Below are 24,480 nucleotides of genomic sequence, written 5' to 3' on the forward strand. Positions count from 1 at the left end.
GGATTCAGGAGCACCCTTGAACAGCTACCGACAGCCCGGCGTCGTCCTCACCGACCGCCACTTCACCGTGCCGCTCGACCACACCGACCCCGGCGGTGAGCAGATCGAGATCTTCGGCCGGGAGGTGGTGGCGGGTTCCAGGGCCGCGGAGGAGCTGCCGTGGCTGCTGTACCTGGAGGGCGGGCCCGGCTTCGGCGCCCGCCGCTTCACCGGCACGGAGGCCTGGCTGGGCCGCGCGGTGCGGGAGTTCCGGGTGCTGCTCCTCGACCAGCGCGGCACCGGTCTGTCCGCCCCGGCCAACCGGCAGACCCTGCCGCTGCGCGGCGGCCCGCGCGAGCAGGCCGACTACCTGACGCACTTCCGGTCCGACAGCATCGTGCGGGACTGCGAGCTGATCCGCCCGCAGCTGACCGGCGGCGCGCCCTGGACGGTGCTGGGCCAGTCCTTCGGCGGCTTCTGCGCCGTGCGCTATCTCTCCGCCGCGCCCGAGGGGCTCAGCACCGTCCTGATCACCGGCGGTCTGCCCTCGCTCGACGCCCACGCGGACGACGTCTACCGGGCCGCGTACCCGAGGATCGAGCGGAAGAACGCCGCGCACTACGCCCGCTACCCGCAGGACGTCGAGCGCGCCCGCGAGATCACCGCTCACCTCGCGGAGCACCACCCCGAGAGCGGCGGACACCGGCTGACGCCCGAGGGGTTCCAGTCCCTCGGCATCATGCTCGGCGGGGGCAGCGGCAGCCATCAGCTCCACTACCTGCTGGAGAACGCCTTCGTCCGCACCCCGCACGGCACCGAGCTCTCGGACGCCTTCCAGGAGGCCATGCGCACGGCCTGCTCGTTCGCCGGGCATCCGCTGTACGCGCTCCTGCACGAGCCGATCTACGGCCAGGGCGAACGCCCCACAGGCTGGGCGGCCGAGCGGGTGCGCGCCGAGTTCCCGCAGTTCGACGCGGCGGCCGCGCTCCGGGGCGACGGCCCGGTCCTGTTCACCGGCGAGAGCATCCACCCCTGGCACTTCGACGTGGACCCGGCCCTGCGCCCGCTTCGCGAGACGGCCGAGCTGCTCGCCACCCGCGGCGACTGGGAGCCGCTGTACGACGCGGAGCGGCTGGCCGCCAACGAGGTACCGGTGGCCGCCGCCGTCTACCACGACGACATGTACGTGGACACGGCCCACGCGCTGCGGACCGCCGCCTCGATCCGCGGGCTGCGCACCTGGGTGACCGACGAGTACGAGCACGACGGGCTGCGCGCGGGCGGCCCGAAGGTCCTGGACCGGCTGCTCGCCCTGGTCCGCGACGAGGTCTGAGACCGCGAAGGGCTCCGGCCCGCGACGAAGCCCGGCGCCGCGACGGGGCCGGGCGGGTCGCGGGTCAGCCCTGGAGGGCGTCCAGCGTCGCGTTCAGGCTCGTCGCTCCCCGCGGGTCACGGTTGTACGGGAGCCTGGACAGGACCGCCGCGATGCCGCAGCTGTCGGTCACCGCGGAGTACACGAGACCGGAGCCGATACCGGCGGACAGCCAGCGCGCGGCCGGATAACGGACCCCCGCCAGCAGACCGGCCACCACCAGCGAACCGGCGGCGAGCCGCACCTGCCGCTCCAGCGGCCAGCCGGCCCGGGAGCCTGCGGGGCGGTCCAGGTCTCGGCCCTCGCCCTCCCAGGCGGAGGTGCCGCCGGTCAGCGTGGCGGCGTCGATGTCGGCGGCCGAGAGGATGTCGCAGGCCCGGGTGGAGCGGACTCCGGAGGCGCAGACGACGAGCAGTGCGCCGCGTGCAGAGGCGGACTTGAGCGCGGGGACGGCCTCGGAGAGACGGTCGAGCGGGATGTTCAGGGCGCCGGGAACGTGCCCGGAGGCGTACTCGCCGGGACCCCGCACATCGATGACGGTGAACTCCGTGAGGCGGGCCGCGGCCTGGGCTGGTGAGAGCGATACGGGGCTGGTCACGAGCGGTGTTTCCTTTCGTTCACCGGGCGGGGCGGGTTCTCGTTCTCTCCTGCCCCGGACGGGCCAGGGTACCCGTCGGGGTATCCGAAGCCGTGGTGAACGGAGTCCGGGCGGATGCGTGCGGGCCCCGGTCAGTCGGTGCCGAACTCCATGGCGGCGCGGTCGAGCATCTGGTCGTCGTCGCCCTCCGCGCGGTCGCGGGAGGCGATGACCTCGGCGCCGCCCTGCGGCATCGCGCCGATCAGCCCGGTCGAGGCCGCCTGGGCGGCACCGATGAGCGTCGCGTGCGTGTTGCCGACGATGCCGAGATCGGCGTACTGCTCCAGCTTGGCGCGGGAGTCGGCGATGTCGAGGTTGCGCATGGTGAGCTGGCCGATCCGGTCCACCGGGCCGAACGCGGAGTTGTCGGTGCGCTCCATGGACAGCTTGTCCGGGTGGTAGCTGAACGCCGGACCGGAGGTGTTCATGATCGAGTAGTCCTCGCCGCGCCGCAGCCGCAGCGTCACCTCGCCGGTGACCGCCGCGCCGACCCAGCGCTGGAGGGACTCGCGGATCATCAGCGCCTGCGGGTCGAGCCAGCGGCCCTCGTACATGAGACGGCCCAGGCGCCGGCCCTCGTTGTGGTACTGCGCGACGGTGTCCTCGTTGTGGATCGCGTTGACCAGCCGCTCGTAGGCGGCGTGCAGCAGGGCCAGTGCCGGGGCCTCGTAGATGCCGCGGCTCTTCGCCTCGATGACCCGGTTCTCGATCTGGTCGGACATGCCCATGCCGTGGCGGCCGCCGATGGCGTTCGCCTCCATCACCAGGTCGACGGCGGAGGCGAACTCCTTGCCGTTGATCGTCACCGGGCGGCCCTGGTCGAAGCCGATCGTGACGTCCTCGGTGGCGATCTCGACCGCCGGGTCCCAGAACCGCACACCCATGATCGGGTCGACGGTCTCGACGCCCGTGTCGAGGTGCTCAAGGGTCTTGGCCTCGTGGGTGGCGCCCCAGATGTTGGCGTCGGTGGAGTACGCCTTCTCGGTGCTGTCGCGGTAGGGGAGGTCGTGGGCGAGCAGCCACTCCGACATCTCCTTGCGGCCGCCCAGCTCATGGACGAAGTCCGCGTCGAGCCAGGGCTTGTAGATCCGCAGGTGCGGGTTGGCGAGCAGACCGTAGCGGTAGAACCGCTCGATGTCGTTGCCCTTGAACGTGGAGCCGTCGCCCCAGATCTGTACGTTGTCCTCGAGCATCGCCCGGACCAGCAGGGTGCCGGTGACGGCGCGGCCGAGCGGCGTGGTGTTGAAGTAGGCACGCCCGCCCGAGCGGATGTGGAACGCGCCGCACGTGAGCGCGGCCAGGCCCTCCTCGACCAGCGCCGCACGGCAGTCGACCAGGCGCGCGATCTCGGCGCCGTAGGCCGACGCGCGGCCCGGGACCGACGCGATGTCGGGCTCGTCGTACTGGCCGATATCGGCGGTGTAGGTGCACGGGACGGCACCCTTGTCGCGCATCCAGGCGACCGCGACGGAGGTGTCGAGGCCACCGGAGAAGGCGATGCCGACGCGCTCGCCGGCCGGCAGGGAGGTAAGAACCTTAGACATGGGAAGAGTATGCGCTATTACGCATGATCATGCAAAGTGGGGTCCGTGGACGCGTCACCGGGCGGGTCCGTGCCGGCGGGGCGGGTCCGCGTCGGCGGGTCCGTGCGCTGATCCGCCGGGGATCGCGGGGCAGCCCCTAGCCTGCCGGTATGACCGAGCAGCTGGAATCCATGCCCGTGGACTGGCGGCGCGCGCTCGCCGTCGTGGCGCACCCCGACGACCTGGAGTACGGCTGCGCGGCGGCCGTCGCCGTATGGACGGACGAAGGCCGAGAGGTCGGCTACCTGCTGGCGACCCGGGGCGAGGCCGGCATCGACACCCTCGAACCGGAGAAGTGCGCACCGCTGCGCGAGCGGGAGCAGCGCGCGAGCGCGGCGGTCGTCGGGGTCTCCCGGGTGGAGTTCCTGGACCATCGCGACGGGGTGATCGAATACGGCGTGGAGCTGCGCCGCGACATCGCGGCGGCCATCCGCCGCCACCGGCCCGAGCTGATCGTCACGCTCAACCACCGCGACACCTGGGGCGGCGTCGCCTGGAACACCCCCGATCACCGCGCGGTCGGCCGGGCGGCCCTGGACGCGGCGGGCGACGCGGGCAACCGCTGGATCTTCCCGGAGCTGGCCGAGCAGGGGCTCGATCCGTGGAACGGGGTGCGCTGGGTGGCCGTCGCCGGTTCTGCCACGCCGACGCACGCCGTCGATGTGACGGTCGGACTCGAACGCTCCGTGCACTCGCTGCTCGCCCACCGCACGTACATCGAGGTGCTCACGGACCAGGACCCGGAGGAGTACTGCCGCGCCTTCCTGGCCGGCAACGCGGAGGCGTCGGGCGAGCGGTTCGGCGGCCGGCCCGCCGTGACCTTCGAGCTGTTCGCGCGCTGAGCCGGACGGGCCCTGGCCGCCCCGGGCGTGCCGCCGTACTCTGTGCCGCACAAGGTATTCTGACGGTACGTCAGTTGAGGGCGGGAGGGGTGGCGGTGCTCGACATCCTCGATCACGGTATTGCGCAGGGCGAGGAGCGGATCACGCTCCGGATCGAGGACGGCGTGGGTGTGCTGACCCTCTGCCGCCCCGACCGGCTCAACGGCTGGAGCTGGGAGTCCAGCAGACAGCTCGGCATCATGGCGGACCGGATCAGGTTCGACGGCTCGATCCGGGCCGTTCTGCTGCGCGGCGAGGGCCGGGCCTTCTGCGCCGGGATCGACGTCACCGCGCCCGGTGGCGCCATCACCGGGCGTTCCCCCGCCGAGCGCACCCAGAACTACTACGAGGGCATCCGCTGGGTGCACGAACGCTTCGCCGCGTTCGCCGGGCTCCCGCAGCCGGTGGTCGCCGCCGTCCAGGGCTACTGCCTGGGCTTCGGCTTCGAGCTGGCGCTCATGGCCGATATCCGGATCGCCGCCGACGACGCCGTGTTCGCGCTGCCGGAGGCCGGCATCGGGGTCGCCGTCGACGCGGGCGGCGACATGCGCATCGCCCGCGAGGCCGGGGCGGGCTGGGCGAAGTACCTCGCGCTCACCGGAAACCGGATCGACGCGGCGACGGCCGAGCGGATCGGGCTGCTCCAGGGGGTCACGCCGCCCGGTGAACTGGCGGGCACCGCGCGGTCCGTCGCCGACGCGGTGGCGGCCAACGCCCCTTTGGCCGTACGGCACATCAAGCGCTCGGTCGACGCCTTCGCGGATGCCGGGATGGCTGCCGCGCTCGACCGGACGGCGCTGGCGGCCGCCGTCACCCTCACCTCGCAGGACTGCGCGGAGGGCTATGCGGCCAAGGCCGCCCGCCGGCCGCCGCACTTCGAGGGCGGCTAAGGGCTGTCCCGCAATTCCTGGCGGGCGCACGACGACAGCTACGGCACCTCGCCGCGTTGTCGAAACGCCCGAATACATCCAGTATGCGGGCGCCTCTCCGCCTTGCGATGCACCGCATCTGACGCCGTGCGCTGATCCACCAGGAATTGCGGGACAGCCCTTAGGTCTTTCGTTGGATCAGGCCGGATCCAACGAAAGACCCTGACTCACCGCCCGCCGGGCCCGGGTGGGGCGAACGGGCCACGGCCCAGCTGCTCGCGCACCGGTACCACGGGCGGGGCGACCAGCGAGCGCCGCTGCCAGTTCGCGCCGTCGACCACGAGTGAGTGGCCGGAGACGAAGCCGGCGTACGGCGAGGCCAGGAACGTCGCCGCCCAGCCCAGTTCGCGCGGCAGACCGACCCGCAACGCGGGCTGCCGCGCGTCGTGTTCATCGCGTGTGCTGTCTTCGCCGGGCTTGCCGTGATCGCTGTGTCCGTTGTGCCCGGGGTCCGTTTCGCCTGCCCGGTCCAGGTGGCCCCGGATGTCGGTCGTCATGTCCTCGTGCGGCATCAGCCCCGGCACCAGTCCGTTGATCCGGATTCCGTACGGACCCCACTCCACGGCGAGCGTCTCGACCAGGTTCTTGACCCCGGCCTTGGCGGCGGCCGAGTGGGCGTAGCCGGGGCCGCCGGTCCAGGCGTACGACGCGCCGACGCTGACGATCGAGCCCGCCGTGCCGGCTGCGAGGTGGCGCCGCCCGAACTCCCGGGTCATGAACCAGGTGCCGGTCAGCGTGATGTCGAGGACCGCCCGCCAGGCGTTCGGCGACAAGTCCTCCGCGGGGGAGGGGAAGTTGGCGGCCGCGTTGTTGATCAGTACTCCCGGCAGACCCACTTGGGCCTCGGCCGCGTCGAACACCTCGGCGATCCGGTCGGGGTCGCGTATGTCGGCCGGTGCGGTCATGACCCGGCCGCCGGTCAGTGGGGCCAGCTCGTCCCGGGCGGCGGCCAGCCGTTCGGCGTCGCGGCCGACCAGCACCAGATCCGCGCCCAGCCGGGCGAATTCGGCGGCGATCGCCTTGCCGAGTCCCGAGCCGCCGCCGGTCACCAGCACCACGACGCCGTCGTATGTGCCGGGTGGTAACGCACTGGCGCCCAGCGGGGGAGGAGCGGCGAATCCGGGGGTGCGCATGGGCTCTGTCATGGCGCATAAGTACCGCGTCCGAAGGCAAAACTCCAGGTCCACGCAGTGATGTTGTCCAGACCATTGACATGCCAGCGACAGGATGTTGAATTCAGTCCAGTTGTGTTGCGCGACTCTGATGACTTGAGTGATCAATGGAGGATCTGTGACGCCTCGCCCACCCCGTCTCACCGCCACGGCCGCAGCGGCGGCCCTGCTCATCGGTGGCCTGCTGGCCGCCGGGCCGTCCGCGCAGGCGGCCGGCCCCACCGCAACCGACACCGCGACGAAGGCCCAGGACAGCCCGGGGACCCCCGTCATCACCCCGACCCCGCAGTCGGTGAAGAGCCGGTCCGACCGGATCACCGTCACTCCCACCGTCACCGTGGTGGCCGGCGAAACGGCCGACGAGTCCTCGCTCGCCGTGGTCGAGACCGCCCTGAAGCGGGCCGGTGCGCAGCGCGTCGTCCGGAGCACGCGGGCATCCGCGAGCGGGCTCACCGTCCACGTCGGTGACGCCGGCGCGCTCGCCGCCCAGAAGCTCGAAGGCACCGACGGACTGCCCGCCGACGGCTACGTCCTCGGCATCGGGGCGGACCGCATCGTCCTCGCGGGCAAGGACACCACCGGCACGTACTACGCCGCACAGAGCCTGCGCCAGATCCTGCCGCACCAGCAGCGGCCGGGCGCCCGGGTCGGCGGACTCGCGGTACGCGACTGGCCGGGCACCGCGCTGCGCGGCGTCATCGAAGGGTTCTACGGCACCCCCTGGTCGCAGAAGGCCCGGCTGGACCAGCTGGACTACTACGGCGAGCACAAGATGAACATCTACGTGTACTCGCCCAAGGACGACGCCTACCTCCGCGAGAAGTGGCGCGACGCCTACCCGGCCGCCCAGCTGGCACAGATCAAGGAGCTCACCGACCGGGCGGTCCAGCGGCACGTCGAGTTCACCTACGCGCTCTCTCCCGGACTGTCGGTCTGCTACAGCTCGGACGCGGACGTCAAGGCCCTCGTCGACAAGTTCCAGACGATCTGGGACATCGGCGGACGGACGTTCGCGGTGCCGCTCGACGACATCAGCTACACCGACTGGAACTGCGACGCCGACAAGGAGAAGTGGGGGACCGGCGGCGGCGCGGCGGGAGCCGCGCAGGCGTACCTGCTGAACCGGGTCAACAAGGAGTTCATCGCCACCCACCCCGGTGCGCAACCGCTCCAGATGGTCCCCACCGAGTACTACAACATCAGCGAATCGGCCTACAAGACGGCCCTCTCCGAGCAGCTCGACCCGGATGTGCTCGTCGAATGGACCGGCGTGGGAGTCGTCGCGCCGACCATGACGGTGGCTCAGGCCGACACCGCCCGAAAGGTGTTCGGGCACCCGATCCTGACGTGGGACAACTACCCGGTGAACGACTACGCGACCGACCGGCTGCTCCTCGGCCCGTTCAACGGGCGCGAGAAGGGGCTCCCGGGCAGGCTCGCGGGCATCACCGCCAACCCGATGATCCAGCCGTACGCCTCGAAGCTCTCGCTGTACACCGTCGCGGACTACTCCTGGAACGACGCCGCGTACGACCCGCGCACCTCGTGGAGCAAGGGCCTCAAGGAGTACGCGGGGGGCGACGCCCGCACCGAGCAGGCGCTGCGCGCCTTCGCGGACGTCAACTACAGCTCCGCGCTCAACACCGACAAGGCGCCGGAGCTCGCGGCGGAGGTCGCGCGCTTCTGGAAGTCCGGCGACGCGAAGCGGCTCACCACCGTGCTCGGAGACCTCGGCGCGGCCCCCGCCCGGCTGCGCGCGGCACTTCCGGACCGGGGTTTCATCGAGGACTCCGGCCCCTGGCTGGACGCCACCGAGGCCTGGGCGACCGCGTCCCGCACCGCCCTGCGCATGGTCGAGGCGGCCCGAGCCGGGAACGGCGCACAGGCCTGGGACCTCCGGCAGCAACTGCCCGCGCAGGTCGAGCACGCCAAGTCCTTCGTGTACACAGGCCTCGGCGGCGGCAAGGTGCCGGTCCATGTCGGTGACGGGGTACTGGACGGGTTCGTCGACGCGGCCACCGCCGAGTACGACCGGATCCTCGGCGTGAGCGGCCGGCCCGGCGCATCGACGAGCCTCGGCACCTACCAGGGCAACACCGCCGCCCGGATGCTCGACGGCGACGACTCCACGTACTTCTGGAGCGACGGGGCGCCCGCGGTGGACGATCAGTTCACCGTCGACCTGGGCGAGTCCCGGGACATCGGCGACATCACCCTCGCGATGGGCAAGCCCGGCAGCACCGACGACTACCTGCACGACGGGGTGCTGGAGTACTCGGCCGACGGCAAGAGCTGGCAGTCGCTCACCGCCTTCTCCGGCAAGCCGGACGTCGCCGCGACCGCGCCCGCCGGCACGAAGGCCCGCTATGTGCGGGCGCGGGCGACCGCGGCCCAGACCAGCTGGGTCGTCGTCCGCGAGTTCCACGTCGCGACCACGGACGGCGCGGTCACCGGCAACCCGCCCGCTGCCACCGACTCCGCCATGGACTCGGCGGCCGACGGGGACCCGGGCACGGTCTACCGGGCCGCACGGGCCCCGCAGGCCGGTGAGTTCCTTGAAGTGGGGCTCGGCAGCGCGCGTGCGGTCGGCTCTGTCACGGTCCTGCGGCCGGCCGGTACCAAGGGCGCGGCGGACATCCAGCTGCGGAACGCGGACGGCGACTGGCAGACCGTCGGCCGGCTCGGCGGCGCGTACACCGGCATCGACACGCACGGCCGGACCGCCGACGCGGTGCGGCTGACCTGGCGCAAGGGCGCGCAGGCGCCGCAGATCGCGGAGGTGGTGGCGGGCAGGTAGCGGCCCGCCCGAAGTGCGCCCGGCACCCCCGCACCACAGCGGGCGGGGCCGGGCGCACAGCCATGTCACGGTTCACCTGCCACGGCCCAGCTGTCGGGGCCGGCCGAAACGGTCACCCTCGGGTTGTTCCCAGAGGGGCAAGCGACCGCTTAGTATGCGCCGGAGCAGTGGTAATGCCGACAGTGTTGTGGAGGCCCCTCATGCAGGCATGGCGAGTGCACCGGAACGGTGAGCCGAGCGAGGTGATGCGGCTGGAGGAGACGGACCGGCCCACGCCCGGCGACGGGCAGGCGCTCGTCGAGGTGCTCGCGGCGAACATCAACTTCCCCGACGCGCTGCTCTGCCGCGGCCAGTACCAGGTCAGGCCCCCGCTGCCGTTCACGCCCGGCGTGGAGATCTGCGGCAGGACCGAGGACGGGCGCCGGGTGCTTGCCACCCCCGCGCTGCCGCACGGCGGATTCGCCCAGTACGTCGTCGCGGACGAGGCGGCCCTGCTGCCCGCCCCGGACGCCCTGGACGACGCCGAGGCCGCCGCGCTGCACATCGGCTACCAGACCGGCTGGTTCGGACTGCACAGGCGGGCGCACCTGCGGGCCGGTGAGACGCTGCTCGTCCACGCGGCGGCCGGCGGCGTCGGCAGCGCGGCGGTCCAGCTCGGCAAGGCCGCCGGCGCGACCGTCATCGGAGTGGTCGGCGGCGCGGAGAAGGCCGAGGCCGCCACCGCGCTCGGCTGCGACCTGGTCATCGACCGGCGCACCGATGACATCATCGCGGCCGTCAAGGACGCGACCGGCGGACGCGGTGCCGACGTCGTCTACGACCCGGTCGGCGGCGACGCCTACGCCAAGTCCGTGAAGTGCGTCGCCTTCGAGGGACGGATCGTCGTCGTCGGCTTCGCCAGCGGCGTGATCCCCACCCCGGGGCTCAACCACGCGCTCGTGAAGAACTACTCGGTCCTCGGGCTCCACTGGGGCCTGTACAACACGAAGGACCCGCAGGCGGTCCGCGACTGTCACCGGGAGCTGACCCGGCTCGCCTCCGAGGGCGTCATCAAACCCCTGGTCAGCGAGCGCGTCCCGATGGACGGGGCGGCGGCCGCCGTCCAGCGCGTCGCCGACGGCACCAGCACCGGCCGCATCGTCGTCATCCCCTCGGGAGCCGCCCGATGACCGCGCCCGACGCGGCCGGACTGCGCCGCCTCACCCGGGAACTGCTCGCCGCCCACCCGCCGGCCACCACCGACCGCACCGACTTCCTCAAGGCGCGCTTCGACGCCGGACTGGCCTGGGTGCACTACCCGGCCGGACTCGGCGGCCTGGACGCGCCGCGCTCCCTGCAGCCCGTCGTCGACGCCGAACTCGCCGCGGCGGACGCACCGGACAACGATCCGCGCCGCATCGGCATCGGCCTCGGCATGGCCGCCCCGACCGTCCTCGGCTACGGAACCGAAGAGCAGAAGCGGCGCTTCCTGCGCCCGCTGTGGGTCGGGGAGGAGGTGTGGTGCCAGCTCTTCAGTGAGCCGGGCGCCGGCTCCGACCTGGCCGCCCTCGGTACCCGCGCCGTCCGCGACGGGGAGGACTGGGTGGTCGACGGGCAGAAGGTCTGGACGTCCAGTGCCCACCTGGCGCGCTGGGCGATCCTCATCGCCCGTACCGATCCCGACGTGCCCAAGCACCGCGGCATCAGCTACTTCATCTGCGATATGACCGACCCCGGTGTCGAGGTCCGGCCGCTGCGGCAGATCACCGGCGAGGCGGAGTTCAACGAGGTCTTCCTCACCGGGGTCCGCATCCCGGACAGCCACCGGCTCGGCCCGGTCGGTGAGGGCTGGAAGGTCGCGCAGACAACGCTCATGAACGAGCGCGTCTCCATCGGCGGAGCGCGCATCCCGCGCGAGGGCGGCATGATCGGACCGGTCGCCGCGACCTGGCGCGAACGCCCCGAACTGCGTACCCACGACCTGCACCAGCGCCTGCTCACCCTCTGGGTGGAGGCCGAGGTCGCCCGGCTCACCGGGGCGCGCCTGCGCCAGCAGCTCGTCGCCGGACAACCGGGCCCCGAGGGCTCCGGGATGAAGCTCGCCTTCGCCCGGCTCAACCAGGAGATCAGCGGACTCGAAGTCGAACTCCTGGGCGGCGAGGGGCTGCTGTACAGCGACTGGACGATGCGCAGGCCCGAACTCGTCGACTTCACCGGCCGGGACGCCGGGTACCGCTACCTCCGCTCGAAGGGCAACTCCATCGAGGGCGGCACGAGCGAGGTACTGCTGAACATCGTGGCCGAACGCGTCCTCGGCCTGCCCGCGGAGCCGCGTAACGACAAGGACGTCGCCTGGAAGGACCTGTCCCGATGACCGCACGGACCGAAGAGAGCCAGGCGCCCGATCTGCTGTACTCGGAGGCCGAGGAGGATCTGCGCGCCGCCGTCCGCTCGCTCCTGGACGCCCGGTGCGACGCGCCGGCCGTGATCGCCCGCACCGAGTCCGCCACGCCGTACGAGCCGGAGCTGTGGAAGGCGCTCGCCACCGGCATCGGCGCCGCCGGACTCCTGGTGCCGGAGAAGCTCGGCGGGCAGGGTGCCGGGCACCGCGAGGCCGCCGTGGTCATGGAGGAACTCGGGCGCCGCGTCGCCCCGGTGCCGTATCTGACCAGCTCCGTCGTCGCCACCCGGACGCTGCTCGTGCTCGGTGGCCAGGACGGGCCGGTGGCCGCGCTGCTGACCGAACTGGCCACGGGCCGCAGGACCGCCGTGCTCGCGGTGCCGTTCTCCGCCGCCGCCCCGGAGACCACCGCGGCGTTCTCAGCCGCGCCGGGGAACGCCGCGCCGGACGCCGGCACCCCGCTCGCCGCCCTCGACGGCACGCTCGGCCCGATCGCGGACGCGGCCAGCGCCGACGTCCTCCTGGTGCCCACCGCCGACGGCCTGTACGCGGTCGACGCGGACGCCCCCGGCGTCGCCGTCGAGCCGCTCGTCGCGCTCGACCTGACCCGTCCGCTCGCGACCGTCACCCTGACCGGCGCCACCGGCACCCGCCTCGCGGACGCCGGGACCGCGCGGGAAGCGGTGCGCGCCGGACTGCTGTCCGGAGCCGGGCTCCTCGCCTCCGAGCAGCTCGGGATCGCCGAGTGGTGCCTCACCGAGACGGTCGGGTACACCCGTGAGCGCCGCCAGTTCAACCGGCCCGTCGGCTCGTTCCAGTCGCTCAAGCACCGCATGGCGCAGCTCTGGCTGGAGGTCGTCTCGGCGCGGGCGGCGGCGCGCAACGCCGCGGACGCGCTGGCCACCGGCAGCCCCGACGCGCCGCTGGCGGTGGCCGTCGCGCAGGCGTACTGCTCCAAGGTCGCCGTTCACGCGGCGGAGGAGTGCGTCCAGTTGCACGGCGGCATCGGGATGACGTGGGAGCACCCGGCGCACCTGTACCTGAAGCGCGCCAAGGCCGACTCGATCGCGTACGGCACGGCGGGCCGCCACCGCGAGACCGTCGCCGAACTGATGGAGCTGCCCGCGCCCTGAGACCCGTTGGGCGGGCCCCCGGCAGGACCGGCCGGCCGGGGGCCCGCCCAGCCCCGTCCGTGGCCGCCCAGCCGTACCCGTTTGGCGGACACGCCAGTGCGCCGGATGGCTCCTCCGCTACGCCAAACTGGCCGCCGAATGCCGCAATTCAGGCGCGGCGGAGGAGGTTGGCCATGGCCATTTCGATCTCACTGGTGCTGCTTCTGCTGATCCTGGCGGTGATCTTCCTCCGCAACGGCGGACTGAAGATCTCACACGCGCTGGTCTGCGGCCTGCTGGGGTTCTTCCTCGCGGGGACGAGCATGGCGCCCACCATCCAGGAGGGCCTCACGGCCACCGCCGACGTCGTGAGCAGCATCAGGCCCTGACCCCGTCGCCGGTCCGGTGGCCCCGCCCGGCCGGCCCTGGCCACCGGACAGCGCCCCGAGCGCCGCGGCCAGCCGGTCCCGCGCCTCGGTCTGGGCGGCGATCCGCGCTTCGAGCACCGCGAGCCGCTCGCGGGCGATCCGCAGCCCCTGCGGTGAGGGCGGGGAGGCGGCCACATCGCCGTCCAGGCAGGGCAGGAACGCCCGCGCGTCGTCCAGCGTGAGCCCGGCGGCCAGCAGGTGGCGGATGTTCCGGACCCGGACGACCGTGCGCCCCTCGTACACGCGGTATCCGTTGGCCGCCCGCCGCGAAGTGATCAGCCCGGCCTGCTCGTAGTGGCGCAGCGCACGCGCGGTCGTGCCGGTGACCGCGGCCAGTTCGCCGATCAGCACGCCCACCACCTCCCCGTTCACTCTAATCACGCGACCACCGCACCGCCGTCGACCGGGAGAACCGCACCGGTGATGAACGAGGCGTCGGGTGAGGCGAGATACGTGATCGAGCGTGCCACTTCCGCCGGTGTGCCGCGCCGGCGCATCGGCGTGTGCGCCAGCTGCCATTCCCGCAGCGCCGCCAACTGCTCGGGCGTCAGACCCTGGTGCTTGCCGATCGGGGTCCCGATCGCACCGGGCGCGACCGCCACGACGCGGATGCCGCGCGGCGCGAGCTCGACCGCCCAGGTGCGGGTGAACAGCTCCATGGCCACCTTGGTCGCCGCGTAGACGGAGCCGCCCGGCCACCCCCGCTGTCCGATCGACGTGCTGATGTTCACGATGACGCCGCCCGAGGCCTCCAGCAGGGGCAGCGCGGCTTGGGAGAGCAGGAGGGGCGCGACCAGGTTGGTGGCGATCTGCGGCTCGATGATCTCGGTGGTCACGGCGTCGAGCGCGGCGCTGCGGACCACGGCGGCGTTGTTGACCAGCACATCGAGCCGCCCGTACGTCTCCTGCGCGGTGCGGACGATCCGCTCGGGCTCGCCGGGGCCGGTGATGTCGGCCACCAGCGGCACGATCCGGTCGTGCCCGGCCGCGGTCTCCTCCAGCGGGCCGGGGCGCCGCCCGATGACGAGCGCGGTGGCCCCCTCGGCGGCGAAGGCGTGGGCGGTGGCGCGGCCGATGCCGGTCCCGGCTCCGGTGATGGCGACGACGCGGTCGACGGAAGATCTGGAAGGTGCTGAGCTGCTGTTCATGCGGCAATCGTTCAACCCTGCCGCCAACGGCAAGGTCAAGCAGCGGCACGGAATCGCGCACAGATGGTCCCGGTACGTACAGGAACATATGTGTTTCGGTCGGTTGGTTGCCTTGTCCAGCCGTTCGGGGGCCCCGGGCATACGGGTGTGAAACGGTCCGGTGGGGTGCGCGGCAGCGCGTACCGTATCCCCGTCCGGCACGGCAACGGCTGCCGGGCGCCGCACCGAGCCGGGACCCGGAGAACGCAGCCATGTCATTGCCCCCACTGGGACGCGAACCGGGCGCCGTGCACCACGAGCACTGCCGCAGCAGCCGCTGCTGCCGTTGCCAGCAGCGGCCCTGGGCGACGGTCGTCGGCTTCGAACGGCTCTGCGGACTGTGCGCCTCCTGCTGCCGGGAGTGCGGCCGGGCGCCCGCCCGGCATCTGGACGGGCTCGACCACGGACTGTGCGGCGACTGCCGGGGCCTGTGCAACCGCTGCCGCACCCCGCTGACCCCGGACGGGGACTGCCAGTGCCGGAAGTGGCAGCGGCCGGGTGCGGACCCGGTCGGCTACCTCCTGCACGCCCTTCCGCAGCCGCTGATGAGGGAGTTCGGCGGCCAGTATCCGGCCGAACTCGTCGAGATGATCCACCGGGAGCTCGGCCGCCGAAGCCCGGACCAGCTCCTGGACCGGGTGGAGCGCCGGTGGAACGCGCGCTGGGCCCACACCCTCCAGGAGAAGGACGAGGACGGCGGGCGCCGCTGGCCGCCCCTGGAGATCGCCGGACACCTGCTCGGCTCGGCATTCTGCGAGGACCCGCAGTGCGAGGACGGCCGGCTGATCCACACCGACACCGCGTGCCCGCGGTGCGCACTGGCGCCGCACCGGTTCGTGCCCGCCCAGGCGGACCGCAGGGCGACCTCGGAGCGGGCCAGGAGCACGGCCGCCGAGATCCGGCGCGAGCTGCTCGACCGCCGGACCGGCGCGCGGCGCGGAGCCGGCGGGCAGCGCCGGGGCGGCGGGGGATCCGGCAACATTGCACGGCCGTGAAGCGTCGATGAAACACGGCGCATTTCCATGGACACCTCAAGGACCTCGCCCTAGCGTCGGGCGGCGGCGCGACCCCCGTCCCGACCGAGGAGTCCGATGTCCCCGCTGTTCCCGTTGTCCAGAAGTGGGCCGGCCCGTGCGCTGGCCCTGACACTTGCCCTCTGCGCCACCGCGCTCATGGTCGCGGGCTCACCGGCCACGGCGGGTGAGATCCCCCGCGCACCCGGGCACCGCCTGGTGAGCGACTACACGGGCGCGCCCGCCACGGCTTCGCCCGTCCCCGGGCAGGCTCCGCCGCAGCACCCCTTCCTCGCCCCGAACGGCCGCAGCGGCATGCACGCCGACGCGGCGGGCAGCGGCACCCACCCGTACTCGGGGCCGCTCGGCCGCGATCCCCGGGTCAGCAGCGAACAGATCGCACCGCTGGGCGGCGAATGCGCCACCGCCACCTTCGACTCGGCGGGCCGGCTGATCACGGTGTGCGGGACGTTCACCGGGTTCCTGCTCAAACTGCTCGACCCGCGCACGCTCGACACCCTCGCCGAGTACACGCTGCCGCAGCGGTCCTCGACCGTCGAGGCCATCACCCGGCTCGACTTCTCGAAGATCTTCAAGGACACCTCAGGCGGCGCCTACTTCTACCTCGACAACCAGGACCGGGTGGTCCTCGCCGACTCCCGCCAGCACATCCAGCGCATCGCCCACGAACAGGCCCCCGACGGCAGTTGGCGCTTCGTCGTGGACGACGACTGGGACCTCACCGGACAGGTACCGCACGACTGTGTCAGCTGGACCAACCTCTACCCCGGCGGAACGTGCGATCCCGTCACCTCCGTCATGCCCGACTGGCAGGGCCGCATCTGGTGGGTGACCCGGCTCGGCAGGATCGGCACGGTCGACCCGCAGACCTCCGCGATCCGCTCCGTGCAGCTCCCGGGGGAGGAGATCCAGAACTCGTTCTCCGTAGCGGAGGACGGCGTCTCGATCGTCACGGACCACGCCCTCTACAGCTTCGCAGCCTCGGACGACGGCACGCCCAAGGTCCAGTGGCGGCAGACGTACGACCGGGGGACCGGCACCAAACCCGGTTCGGTGAACCAGGGTTCGGGTACCACCCCGGACCTGTTCGGTGACGGCGACGACTACGTGGCCATCACCGACAACGCCGACGACCGGATGAACGTCCTCGTCTACCGGCGCGGCCCCGGCGTGCCCGACGGCCAACGCCTCGTCTGCAAGGTCCCGGTCTTCGGCTCCGGAGCCTCCACCACCGACAACTCCATGATCAGCTGGGGCAACAGCCTCGTCGTCGAGAACAACTACGGCTACGAGAACCTCACCTCGCTGCTGCTCGGCCGCAGCGTCGTCGGCGGCGCCGCCCGCATCGACGTACGGCCCGACGGCAGCGGCTGCGACACCGTGTGGGAGAGCGCCGTCCGCTCGCCCTCCACCGTGCCCAAACTGTCCACCGCGAACGGCCTGCTCTACTTCTACGAGAAGCAGCCCAACAGCCTCGGCATCGACGCCTGGTACCTCACCGCGGTCGACTTCCGCACCGGACAGCGCCGTTGGACGAAGCTCACCGGCACGGGCCCCTCGTACGACAACAACTGGGCGCCCGTCACGATCGGTCCTGACGGCACGGCGTACGTCGGGGTGTTCAACGGCATCGTGGCGGTGCGGGACGCCGACTGATCCCCGGCCGGGGTGCCCGGTTCCTGATCAGCCGCCGACCAGCCGCGACCGGATCAGGAACCGCACCCCCTCCGGGGCCTCCAGCGAGAAGCCGCTGCCCCGGCCCTCCACCACATCCACGATCAGCCGGGTGTGCGCCCACACCTCGGACTGGCTCCTCGACATCCAGAACGGAATGCTCTCCGCCACCCCGTCGACCTCGAGAGAGGCGAGCAGTACGTCGGAGCCGCCGGTACGGAACTCACCGTCCAGGTAACACATCGGCGCGCTGCCGTCGCAGCAGCCGCCCGACTGGTGGAACATCAACGGTCCGTGCAGCCCGCGCAACCGTCGCAGCAGATCGGCGGCCGCGGGCGTGAGCTCCACCGGCGGCGCGTCCTCGGTGCTCATGGCCGCACCACCTCGCATCGATTCACGGATCGGCCTCCCTCCGGGCACCGCGCGGATCGCGGTACGCGCATGGCCCCCATGCAACCCGGCCGGACGTTGCATGGGGGTTGCGCGGACCGGCGAGCGGCCCTCAGCCTGCCGCCGCCCAGGCGTAGCGGTGTTCCGGGCGGCCGGTGTCCCCGTACTTCAGCGTGAGGCTGATCCGGTCCGCGCCCTCCAGGTACTTGAGGTAGCGCTGAGCGGTCGAGCGGCTCAGACCGGCCCGCGCGGCGACCTCGTGCGCGGACAACGGCTCACGGGCCGCGAGCAGGACCTGGCGGATGACATCGGCGGTCGGCGCCGAATGCCCCTTCGGCAGCCCGGCCGCGGCGACGGACTCCGGAGTACGCAGCGCCCCGAAGATCTGGTCGACCTGCTCCTGGCCGGCTTCCCCGCGGCGGCTCTCCACACCCTCCAGGGTGCGGCGCAGCGTCGCGTAGCTCTCCAGCTTGGAGCGCAGCCCGCCGAAACTGAACGGCTTGACCAGGTACTGCAGAGCGCCGTACCGCATCGCGGTCCGCACGGTCACCACATCCCGGGCCGCCGTCACCATGATCACGTCGGCCGGATGGCCGATCTGGTGCAGCTGACGCACCAGCGTGAGCCCCGTCCGGTCCGGCAGATAGTGATCGAGCAGGATCAAATCGACATGCTCGCGCTCCAGGACGGACAGCGCCTGCGCCGCCGTGTGGGCACGGGAGACGACCCGGAAGCCCGGCACCTTGGCCACGTACGCCGCGTTGATCTCCGCCACCCGGAAGTCGTCGTCCACCACCAGAACGTCGATCACTGCGCCCCTCCCACTTCGGCTCGCTGCCGGACGGCGAGCGCCTCCGGCAGGACGACGGTGAAGACGGCGCCGCCACCGGCCCTGGCCGTGACCCGGGCCGCGCCGCCGTAACGCTCTGCGAGACGGCGCACCAGCGCCAGTCCGAGCCCCCGCTCCCGGTGGGCCGGGGACTCCTTGGTGGACCAGCCCTCGGTGAAGATCTGCTCCCGCATCGCGACGGGCACCCCGGGGCCGTTGTCGCTGACCCGCAGGACCGCCGTCGTACCCTCGGCGAGCAGCTCCACCTCGACCAGCGTGGCGGCGTCCAGGGCGTTGTCGATGAGATTGCCCAGTACGGTCACCAGATCGCGCGGATCCACCACGACGTCGGGCAGCCGGGTGGCGGGGGAGACCAGCAAGGACGCGCCGCGCTCCGCGGCCACCGCGGACTTGCCCACCAGCAGCGCCGAGAGCAGCGGATCGTTCACGCGCTCCGCGACCTGCTCAGCCGAGGCCCGGCGCCCGTCAGAGACCTCCGTGACGAACTCCACCGCCGCCTCGTGCCTGCCCAGCTCCAGCAGACCCAGCAGGGTGTGCAGCCGGTTGGCGTGCTCGTGGTCCTGGGCACGGAGCGCGTCGAGCAGCCCGTGCGTGGAGTCCAGCTCGCGGCCCAGCAGTTCGAGCTCGGTGCGGTCGCGCAGCGTCACGACCGCACCGCCGTCGCCGGTCGGCATCCGGTTCGCGATCAGCACCCGCCCCCGGCAGACGGTGAGCAGATTCGCGCCGTCGACCCGGCCCGCCAGCACCTCCGCCGTGCGCCCCGGCGGCAGCACCTCGCCCAGCGCCCGGCCGACGGCGTCCGGAGTCAGCTCCAGCAGCCGCTGCGCCTCGTCGTTGAGCAGCCGGATGCGCCCGCGCGCGTCGAGCGCGAGCACCGCCTCCCGGATGCTGTGCAGCATCGCCTCCCGCTCGTCCAGCAGCGAGGAGATGTCCGCGAAGGCCAGACCGTGGGTGTTGCGCTGGATGCGCCGGGAGACGAAGAACGCCGCCAGCACTCCCGCGGCCAGTGCGGCCCCCGCGTACTGCAGGAGCACCGGAATGGTGGAGAGCAGCCCCTGCCGGACGCTCTTGTACGCGATGCCCACCGAGACGGCCCCGACGACGGTGCCGGTCCGGTCGCGCAACGGGACCTTCGCGCGCGCCGAGCGCCCCAGAGTGCCGATGTCGATCTGCATGATCTCGCGGCCGGCCAGCGCCGTGCTCGGATCGGTCGAGACGCGTTCGCTGATCCGGGCGGTCTCGGTGTGCGACCAGCGCACTCCCCGGGTGTCCATCACCACGATGTACAGCGCCCCGGTGGCCCGCCGGATCCGCTCCGCCTCGGCCTGTACGGGCCCGGACGGATCGGGCCGGGTGCTGAGCAGCTGGTCCACCAGACCGGGTTCCGCGGCGGTGGTCTGGGCGATGGAAAGGGCCCGGCGCATCGCCTGGTCGTCCAGCTCGTGGCTGAGCGGGGCGAGGAAGAGCCCGGTGACGAGCATGACCACCCCGGTCGTGATCGCCACCTGGGTGACCAGGACCTGGGCGAAGACACGGCGGGGCCAGTGAATCCGCATGTCCGTGTCCTCTGCTCTCCCGCGGCCGCTCTCCCGCGGTCCTCGAATCCGGTACTCCGATCGGCTCGGTGTAAACGCAAGGTAAACGGCGCCGACCTCGCTGCCTAGCCCTCGTCTCCGCTTCGTTGTACGGGAGTGAGCACAATGAGCAGAACCACGGGTAACAGGCAGAACCCGGAGTTGTGGGCGCAAGGCTCCCGCCGCTGCCGGACCGCCCCTAGCGTCCCGGCCCATGAACAGCGAAACGAGCCCCGCCATCGAGCTGCGGGGGGCGAGCAAAGCGTTCCGGACTCCGTCGGGGGCGGTCCACACCGCCGTACGGGATCTGGACCTGACGATCGGCAGGGGGGAGTTCGTCGCCGTCGTCGGTCCCACCGGCTGCGGCAAGTCGACCACCCTGACCCTGATCAGCGGCCTTGAGGAGCCCACGGAGGGAGAGGTACTGGTCTCCGGCGAACCGGTGCGCGGCATCGGTGACAAGGTCGGCTTCGTCTTCCAGCAGGACGCGGTCTTCCCCTGGCGGACCGTCCTGTCCAACGTCATGGCGGGGCCCCGCTTCCGGGGCGTACCGAAGGCGGAGGCCAGGGAACGCGCACGGGCCTGGCTCGACAGGGTCGGTCTGTCCTCCTTCGAGGACCGCTATCCGCACCAGCTCTCCGGGGGACAGCGCAAGCGGGTCGCACTCGCGGCGACGTTCGTCAACGACCCGGAGATCCTGCTGATGGACGAGCCGTTCTCGGCCCTCGACGTGCAGACCCGGGCCCTGATGTCCGACGAGCTGCTGGAGCTGTGGGGCGGCACCGGAGCCTCCGTCGTCTTCGTCACGCACGACCTGGAGGAGTCCATCGCGCTCGCCGACAAGGTGGTCGTGATGACCGCGGGACCGGCCACCGTCAAGGAGGTCTTCGAGATCGGGCTGCCGCGTCCGCGCAAGGTGGAACAGGTGCGGCTGGAGCCCCGGTTCCTGGAGATCTACCGCGAGATCTGGTCCTCGCTCGGCGAAGAGGTCCGCATCACCCGCGAGAGGGGTGCGGCCGATGCTGCCTGAGACCGTCACCAAGGACGCCGCCGTGAGCGCGACCGGCCGGACCGAGGCCAGGGCGCGGGCCGCACGCAACCGCAGGATGCTGGTGCTGGCCAGCCGGATCGCCGTGCTCGTCGCGGTCGTCGGGCTGTGGGAGTGGCTGGCCAGGACAGCCGTCATCGATCCGTTCAACTTCTCCATGCCGTCGAAGATCTGGGAACAGATCCGTACCTGGGTGACCGACGGAACCGCCCAGGGCTCCCTGTGGGAACAGATCTGGTACACCCTCTACGAGGCGCTGCTCGGCTGGGTCATCGGTGTGATCGCCGGAGTCCTGTTCGGTATCGCGCTCGGCCGGGTCCGCTTCGCCGCCGATGTCCTCGGCCCGTACATCAAGGTCCTCAACGCCCTGCCGCGCATCGTGCTCGCCCCGATCTTCCTGATCTGGTTCGGCCTCGGCCCCGCGTCGAAGGTCGCCTCCGCGGTGGTCCTGGTGTTCTTCCCGGTCTTCTTCAACGCCTTCCAGGGCGCCAGGGAGGTGGACCGCAACCTCGTCGCCAACTCCCGCATCCTCGGCGCGAGCAACCGGCAGGTCACCCTCCAGGTGGTCATTCCGTCGGCCACCTCGTGGATCTTCACCAGCCTCCACGTCAGCTTCGGCTTCGCACTGATCGGCGCCATCGTCGGTGAGTACATCGGCGCGACCAAGGGCCTCGGGCTGCTGGTCGCCGCCTCGCAGGGCACCTTCAACGCGGCGGGCGTCTACGCCGCCATGGCCATCCTCGCGGTCGTCGCCCTGCTCGCCGAGGGGCTGCTCACCTTCCTGGAGAAGAAGCTCTTCCGCTGGAAACCGGCCGACGCCGACACCGCGCGCTGACCCGCGCCTGCCTCCTTCCCCCGGGACCCCTCCTTCCCCTCCCGGGACCCCTCTTCACAAGGACGTGAACCAGATGCGTATGTCCCCCCGGATCCCGGCCCTCGCCGTCGCCGGAGCCCTCGCCGCGGCGAGCCTGACCGCCTGCGGAGGAGACTCCACCTCCGCGTCCGGCGACAAGAACGACAGCGTGAAGATCATGGTGGGCGGCCTGGACAAGGTCATCTACCTGCCCGCGATGCTCACCGAGCGGCTCGGCTACTTCAAGGACGAGGGCGTCGCCGTCCAGCTGCTGACCGAGCCCGCCGGCGTCCAGGCGGAGACCGCGCTGGTCTCCGGCGACGTGCAGGGAACCGTGGGCTTCTACGACCACACCCTCGACCTCCAGGTGAAGGGCAAGCACATCGAGTCGGTGGTCCAGTTCTCCCAGGCCCCGGGAGAGGTCGAGATGGTGTCCAACAAGGCGGCGGGCGACCTCGGCTCGGCGAAGGACTTCAAGGGCAAGAAGCTGGGCGTGACGGGCCTCGGCTCCTCGACCGACTTCCTGACGAAGTACCTCGCCGTGAAGAACGGCGTGCAGACCAGCGAGTTCACGCCCGTCGCGGTCGGAGCCGGCCAGACGTTCATCTCCGCGCTCCAGCAGGGCTCCATCCAGGGCGGCATGACCACCGACCCGACCGTGGCCACCATCCTCGACAAGAAGCTCGGCAGCATCCTCGTCGACATGCGGACCCCGGAAGGCTCCAGGAAGGCGCTCGGCGGCCTCTACCCGTCCTCCAGCCTCTACATGCAGACCGACTGGGTCAACGCCCACAAGCCGACCGTGCAGAAGCTGGCCAACGCCTTCGTGAAGACCCTGAAGTGGATGTCGACGCACAGCGCCGACGAGATCGCCGCGAAGATGCCGGCCGACTACGCACAGGGCGGCGGCGCGGCGCTGTACGCGCAGTCCATCAAGAACACCCTGCCGATGTTCACCACGGACGGGGTGATGCCCCCGGACGGACCGGCCACCGTCGAGCGGGTCCTGAAGGCCTTCAACCCCAACCTCAAGAACGCGGACGTGGACCTCGACAAGACGTACACCACGGAATTCGTGAAGAAGGCGCACTGAGCAGGACGGAACCCGCCCGCGCCCGTACGCCTTCGCGTGCGGGCGCGCGGTCAGGAATCGGCTCGGACGGCCCCGCGGTTGTCGGTTATTCGGCGGCGGTCCCGCCGGCCGGCCGGTCCGGCTCCAGGCACGCGGCCGGAACCGTGGCCGCGGAACCCCGCCGGACGGCGTTCACCACGGCCTCGTGCAGTGCCCGGCTCTCCTGCTCGGAGGAGCAGGGGACGGGACTGCCGGACATGGTGAACCAGTCGGCCGCATCGGTGTACTGCACCGTGATCTGTGCAGTGTCGTCGGCCCATGTGGTGTGGACGGTCAGATCGCCGGACAGCGGCCCGACCTCCTCGGTGAGCACGCCACCGTGCCCCGAATACACTCCGCGAGTCGTCCAGGACGCCCAGGTCATGCTTCCAGGCTCGCACCAAAACGGCCGGATCGCGACCCGCGGGAGGCAATATCCCGTGGCACGCCTGGGGAATCGGGCCCCGCCGCCCCACCGCTGCGTCGCCCGGGGCTCCGGTGACGCGAACGGTCGGGGCCGGGCCCGGAACGCGGGTGATCGGGTGACTACGACCCGTCACCCCACATGCCTGAGCCGCAGGGCGGTTAGGCATGCCGGCATGACATATGACCCCCGACCGAAGAACACCGGATTCCTGCGCGCCCACCGCCTCCGGGCGGCCGGCGCCGCCTGCGCCGTCCTCACCGCGGCCCTGCTCACCGGCTGCGGCCAGGACAGCGGCAGCACGTCGACGGGGACGGAGACCTCCGAAGCCGCCCGTGCCGTCCCGGAGCGCACGACCAGCCCCTCGCCCAGCCCGAGCGCCTCGCTGACCAAGGACCAGCAGAAGCGCAAGAAGCTGCTGGCCTCCACCAAGATCACCTTCGACAAGGCCGTCACCACGGCCGAAGGCGCCGTCAAGGGCGGCAAGGTGACCGAACTCGAGCTGAAGGGCCCCGGGAAGTCGGACGACGACACCGACGCGTCCGCCTCCGCCTCGGCGTCCGCCTCCGCGAGCGCGTCCATGAGCGCCTCCCCGACCGGTGCCAGCTCCTCACCGAGCGGCTCCAGCGCCTCACCGTCGGCCAGCCCCACCGCCACCGGCCCGGAATGGGTGGCGGCCGTCGTAGCCAAGGACGGCACCGAGCACACCGTGCGCATCGACGCGGTCACCGGCAAGGTGCTCCAGTCCGTCGAGGACCCGGACCAGGACACGCAGGAGAAGAGCCGGACGGCCGAGCGGATCGCCAAGGCCACCCAGACACCGCAGGAGGCGGCCAAGGCCGCGACGGACAAGGCCAAGGGCACCGTGACCTCCCTCGACCTGGACGAGAACGACAAGAACGTCCTCGTCTGGTCGGTCGACGTCGTGGCCAAGGACTACAAGGAGACGACGGTCGACATCGACGCGGCCAGCGGCTCCGTCACCGGCGAGCACGTCGACAACGACTGACCGGGCCCCGGCACGGCATCACACACGCGGCGCCCACGGTCCGCACGGACCGGGGC

Annotated in this window: 22 protein-coding genes and 1 pseudogene; 14 read left to right on the forward strand and 9 right to left on the reverse strand. The window is 71.8% G+C overall.

What is annotated here, in order from left to right; all coding sequences use genetic code 11:
• The first annotated feature begins 16 nt into the window (after positions 1-16).
• Positions 17-1,312, forward strand: coding sequence for an alpha/beta fold hydrolase (locus OG892_RS37400; protein WP_073734014.1), 1,296 nt, complete (start codon positions 17-19; stop codon positions 1,310-1,312).
• Between the two features lie 64 nt (positions 1,313-1,376).
• Here the strand turns inward: OG892_RS37400 and OG892_RS37405 are convergent, their stop codons facing one another.
• Positions 1,377-1,949 (reverse strand): rhodanese-like domain-containing protein, encoded by a 573-nt coding sequence (locus OG892_RS37405; RefSeq protein ID WP_328864346.1) that lies wholly within the window; start codon positions 1,947-1,949, stop codon positions 1,377-1,379.
• Between the two features lie 131 nt (positions 1,950-2,080).
• Positions 2,081-3,532: an argininosuccinate synthase gene (gene argG / locus OG892_RS37410; protein WP_073734012.1), complete on the reverse strand. Its 1,452-nt coding sequence runs from the start codon at positions 3,530-3,532 to the stop codon at positions 2,081-2,083.
• A gap of 149 nt (positions 3,533-3,681) precedes the next feature.
• On the opposite strand from argG, the gene OG892_RS37415 reads away from it, so the two are divergent.
• On the forward strand, positions 3,682-4,413 hold the full coding sequence (locus OG892_RS37415; RefSeq protein WP_371631395.1) for a PIG-L deacetylase family protein: 732 nt from the start codon (positions 3,682-3,684) through the stop codon (positions 4,411-4,413).
• Positions 4,414-4,487: 74 nt separating this feature from the next.
• A complete protein-coding gene (locus OG892_RS37420) occupies positions 4,488-5,342 on the forward strand; it encodes an enoyl-CoA hydratase/isomerase family protein (protein WP_371631396.1) in 855 nt (284 codons plus the stop codon).
• Between the two features lie 206 nt (positions 5,343-5,548).
• Here the strand turns inward: OG892_RS37420 and OG892_RS37425 are convergent, their stop codons facing one another.
• The gene (locus tag OG892_RS37425) at positions 5,549-6,526 is read right to left on the reverse strand and encodes an SDR family oxidoreductase (RefSeq protein WP_371631397.1); all 978 of its coding nucleotides are present in this window, start codon (positions 6,524-6,526) and stop codon (positions 5,549-5,551) included.
• 145 nt (positions 6,527-6,671) lie between these two features.
• On the opposite strand from OG892_RS37425, the gene OG892_RS37430 reads away from it, so the two are divergent.
• The 5 genes from OG892_RS37430 to OG892_RS37450 all read left to right on the forward strand — a co-directional run bounded on the left by OG892_RS37430 (position 6,672) and on the right by OG892_RS37450 (position 13,231).
• Positions 6,672-9,350: a beta-N-acetylglucosaminidase domain-containing protein gene (locus OG892_RS37430; RefSeq protein ID WP_371631398.1), complete on the forward strand. Its 2,679-nt coding sequence runs from the start codon at positions 6,672-6,674 to the stop codon at positions 9,348-9,350.
• A gap of 200 nt (positions 9,351-9,550) precedes the next feature.
• Positions 9,551-10,519, forward strand: a complete 969-nt coding sequence (locus tag OG892_RS37435) for an NADPH:quinone oxidoreductase family protein (protein ID WP_371631399.1) — start codon at positions 9,551-9,553, stop codon at positions 10,517-10,519.
• Complete coding sequence (locus tag OG892_RS37440; RefSeq protein WP_371631400.1) at positions 10,516-11,703, forward strand: acyl-CoA dehydrogenase family protein; 1,188 nt, start codon at positions 10,516-10,518, stop codon at positions 11,701-11,703. The genes OG892_RS37435 and OG892_RS37440 overlap by 4 nt, the downstream gene beginning before the upstream one ends.
• Positions 11,700-12,863: an acyl-CoA dehydrogenase family protein gene (locus OG892_RS37445; protein WP_371631401.1), complete on the forward strand. Its 1,164-nt coding sequence runs from the start codon at positions 11,700-11,702 to the stop codon at positions 12,861-12,863. The genes OG892_RS37440 and OG892_RS37445 overlap by 4 nt, the downstream gene beginning before the upstream one ends.
• A 173-nt stretch (positions 12,864-13,036) precedes the next feature.
• Positions 13,037-13,231 carry a hypothetical protein gene (locus OG892_RS37450; protein WP_024489726.1) on the forward strand — a complete coding sequence of 65 codons (195 nt, stop codon included), beginning with the start codon at positions 13,037-13,039 and terminating at the stop codon, positions 13,229-13,231.
• A gap of 27 nt (positions 13,232-13,258) precedes the next feature.
• Here OG892_RS37450 and OG892_RS37455 read toward each other — a convergent pair.
• A pseudogene (locus tag OG892_RS37455) lies at positions 13,259-13,621 on the reverse strand (MerR family transcriptional regulator); the annotation flags it as partial.
• Positions 13,622-13,647: 26 nt separating this feature from the next.
• Complete coding sequence (locus tag OG892_RS37460; protein ID WP_371631402.1) at positions 13,648-14,418, reverse strand: SDR family NAD(P)-dependent oxidoreductase; 771 nt, start codon at positions 14,416-14,418, stop codon at positions 13,648-13,650.
• Positions 14,419-14,669: 251 nt separating this feature from the next.
• On the opposite strand from OG892_RS37460, the gene OG892_RS37465 reads away from it, so the two are divergent.
• Both OG892_RS37465 and OG892_RS37470 read left to right on the forward strand, forming a co-directional pair.
• Positions 14,670-15,452, forward strand: coding sequence for a hypothetical protein (locus OG892_RS37465; RefSeq protein WP_328864338.1), 783 nt, complete (start codon positions 14,670-14,672; stop codon positions 15,450-15,452).
• 96 nt (positions 15,453-15,548) lie between these two features.
• Positions 15,549-17,147, forward strand: coding sequence for a hypothetical protein (locus tag OG892_RS37470; protein WP_371631403.1), 1,599 nt, complete (start codon positions 15,549-15,551; stop codon positions 17,145-17,147).
• 27 nt (positions 17,148-17,174) lie between these two features.
• On the opposite strand, the gene OG892_RS37475 is transcribed toward OG892_RS37470, so the two are convergent.
• From OG892_RS37475 to OG892_RS37485, 3 genes are all read right to left on the reverse strand, one after another.
• A complete protein-coding gene (locus tag OG892_RS37475; RefSeq protein ID WP_327340446.1) occupies positions 17,175-17,537 on the reverse strand; it encodes a DUF779 domain-containing protein in 363 nt (120 codons plus the stop codon).
• A gap of 130 nt (positions 17,538-17,667) precedes the next feature.
• Positions 17,668-18,366: a response regulator gene (locus OG892_RS37480; RefSeq protein WP_073734001.1), complete on the reverse strand. Its 699-nt coding sequence runs from the start codon at positions 18,364-18,366 to the stop codon at positions 17,668-17,670.
• Positions 18,363-19,961, reverse strand: a complete 1,599-nt coding sequence (locus OG892_RS37485; RefSeq protein ID WP_328864336.1) for a sensor histidine kinase — start codon at positions 19,959-19,961, stop codon at positions 18,363-18,365. Before OG892_RS37485 ends, OG892_RS37480 begins: the two co-directional genes overlap by 4 nt.
• 232 nt (positions 19,962-20,193) lie before the next feature.
• On the opposite strand from OG892_RS37485, the gene OG892_RS37490 reads away from it, so the two are divergent.
• The 3 genes from OG892_RS37490 (at position 20,194) to OG892_RS37500 (ending at position 22,973) form a co-directional block, all read left to right on the forward strand.
• Entirely contained in the window at positions 20,194-21,009 is an 816-nt protein-coding gene (locus OG892_RS37490; protein WP_371631404.1) for an ABC transporter ATP-binding protein, read from the forward strand.
• Positions 20,999-21,862 (forward strand): ABC transporter permease, encoded by an 864-nt coding sequence (locus OG892_RS37495; RefSeq protein WP_073734692.1) that lies wholly within the window; start codon positions 20,999-21,001, stop codon positions 21,860-21,862. The genes OG892_RS37490 and OG892_RS37495 overlap by 11 nt, the downstream gene beginning before the upstream one ends.
• A 73-nt stretch (positions 21,863-21,935) precedes the next feature.
• Complete coding sequence (locus OG892_RS37500; protein ID WP_073733998.1) at positions 21,936-22,973, forward strand: ABC transporter substrate-binding protein; 1,038 nt, start codon at positions 21,936-21,938, stop codon at positions 22,971-22,973.
• An 85-nt stretch (positions 22,974-23,058) separates the two neighbouring features.
• On the opposite strand, the gene OG892_RS37505 is transcribed toward OG892_RS37500, so the two are convergent.
• Positions 23,059-23,376 (reverse strand): hypothetical protein, encoded by a 318-nt coding sequence (locus tag OG892_RS37505; RefSeq protein WP_328864335.1) that lies wholly within the window; start codon positions 23,374-23,376, stop codon positions 23,059-23,061.
• 214 nt (positions 23,377-23,590) lie between these two features.
• Between OG892_RS37505 and OG892_RS37510 the strand changes: the two genes are divergently transcribed.
• Complete coding sequence (locus OG892_RS37510) at positions 23,591-24,424, forward strand: PepSY domain-containing protein (protein WP_073733996.1); 834 nt, start codon at positions 23,591-23,593, stop codon at positions 24,422-24,424.
• The last annotated feature ends 56 nt before the right edge of the window (positions 24,425-24,480 follow it).

Origin of the sequence: Streptomyces sp. NBC_00341, assembly GCF_041435055.1 — a bacterium.
In the GTDB taxonomy this organism is placed as follows: Bacteria; Actinomycetota; Actinomycetes; order Streptomycetales; family Streptomycetaceae; genus Streptomyces.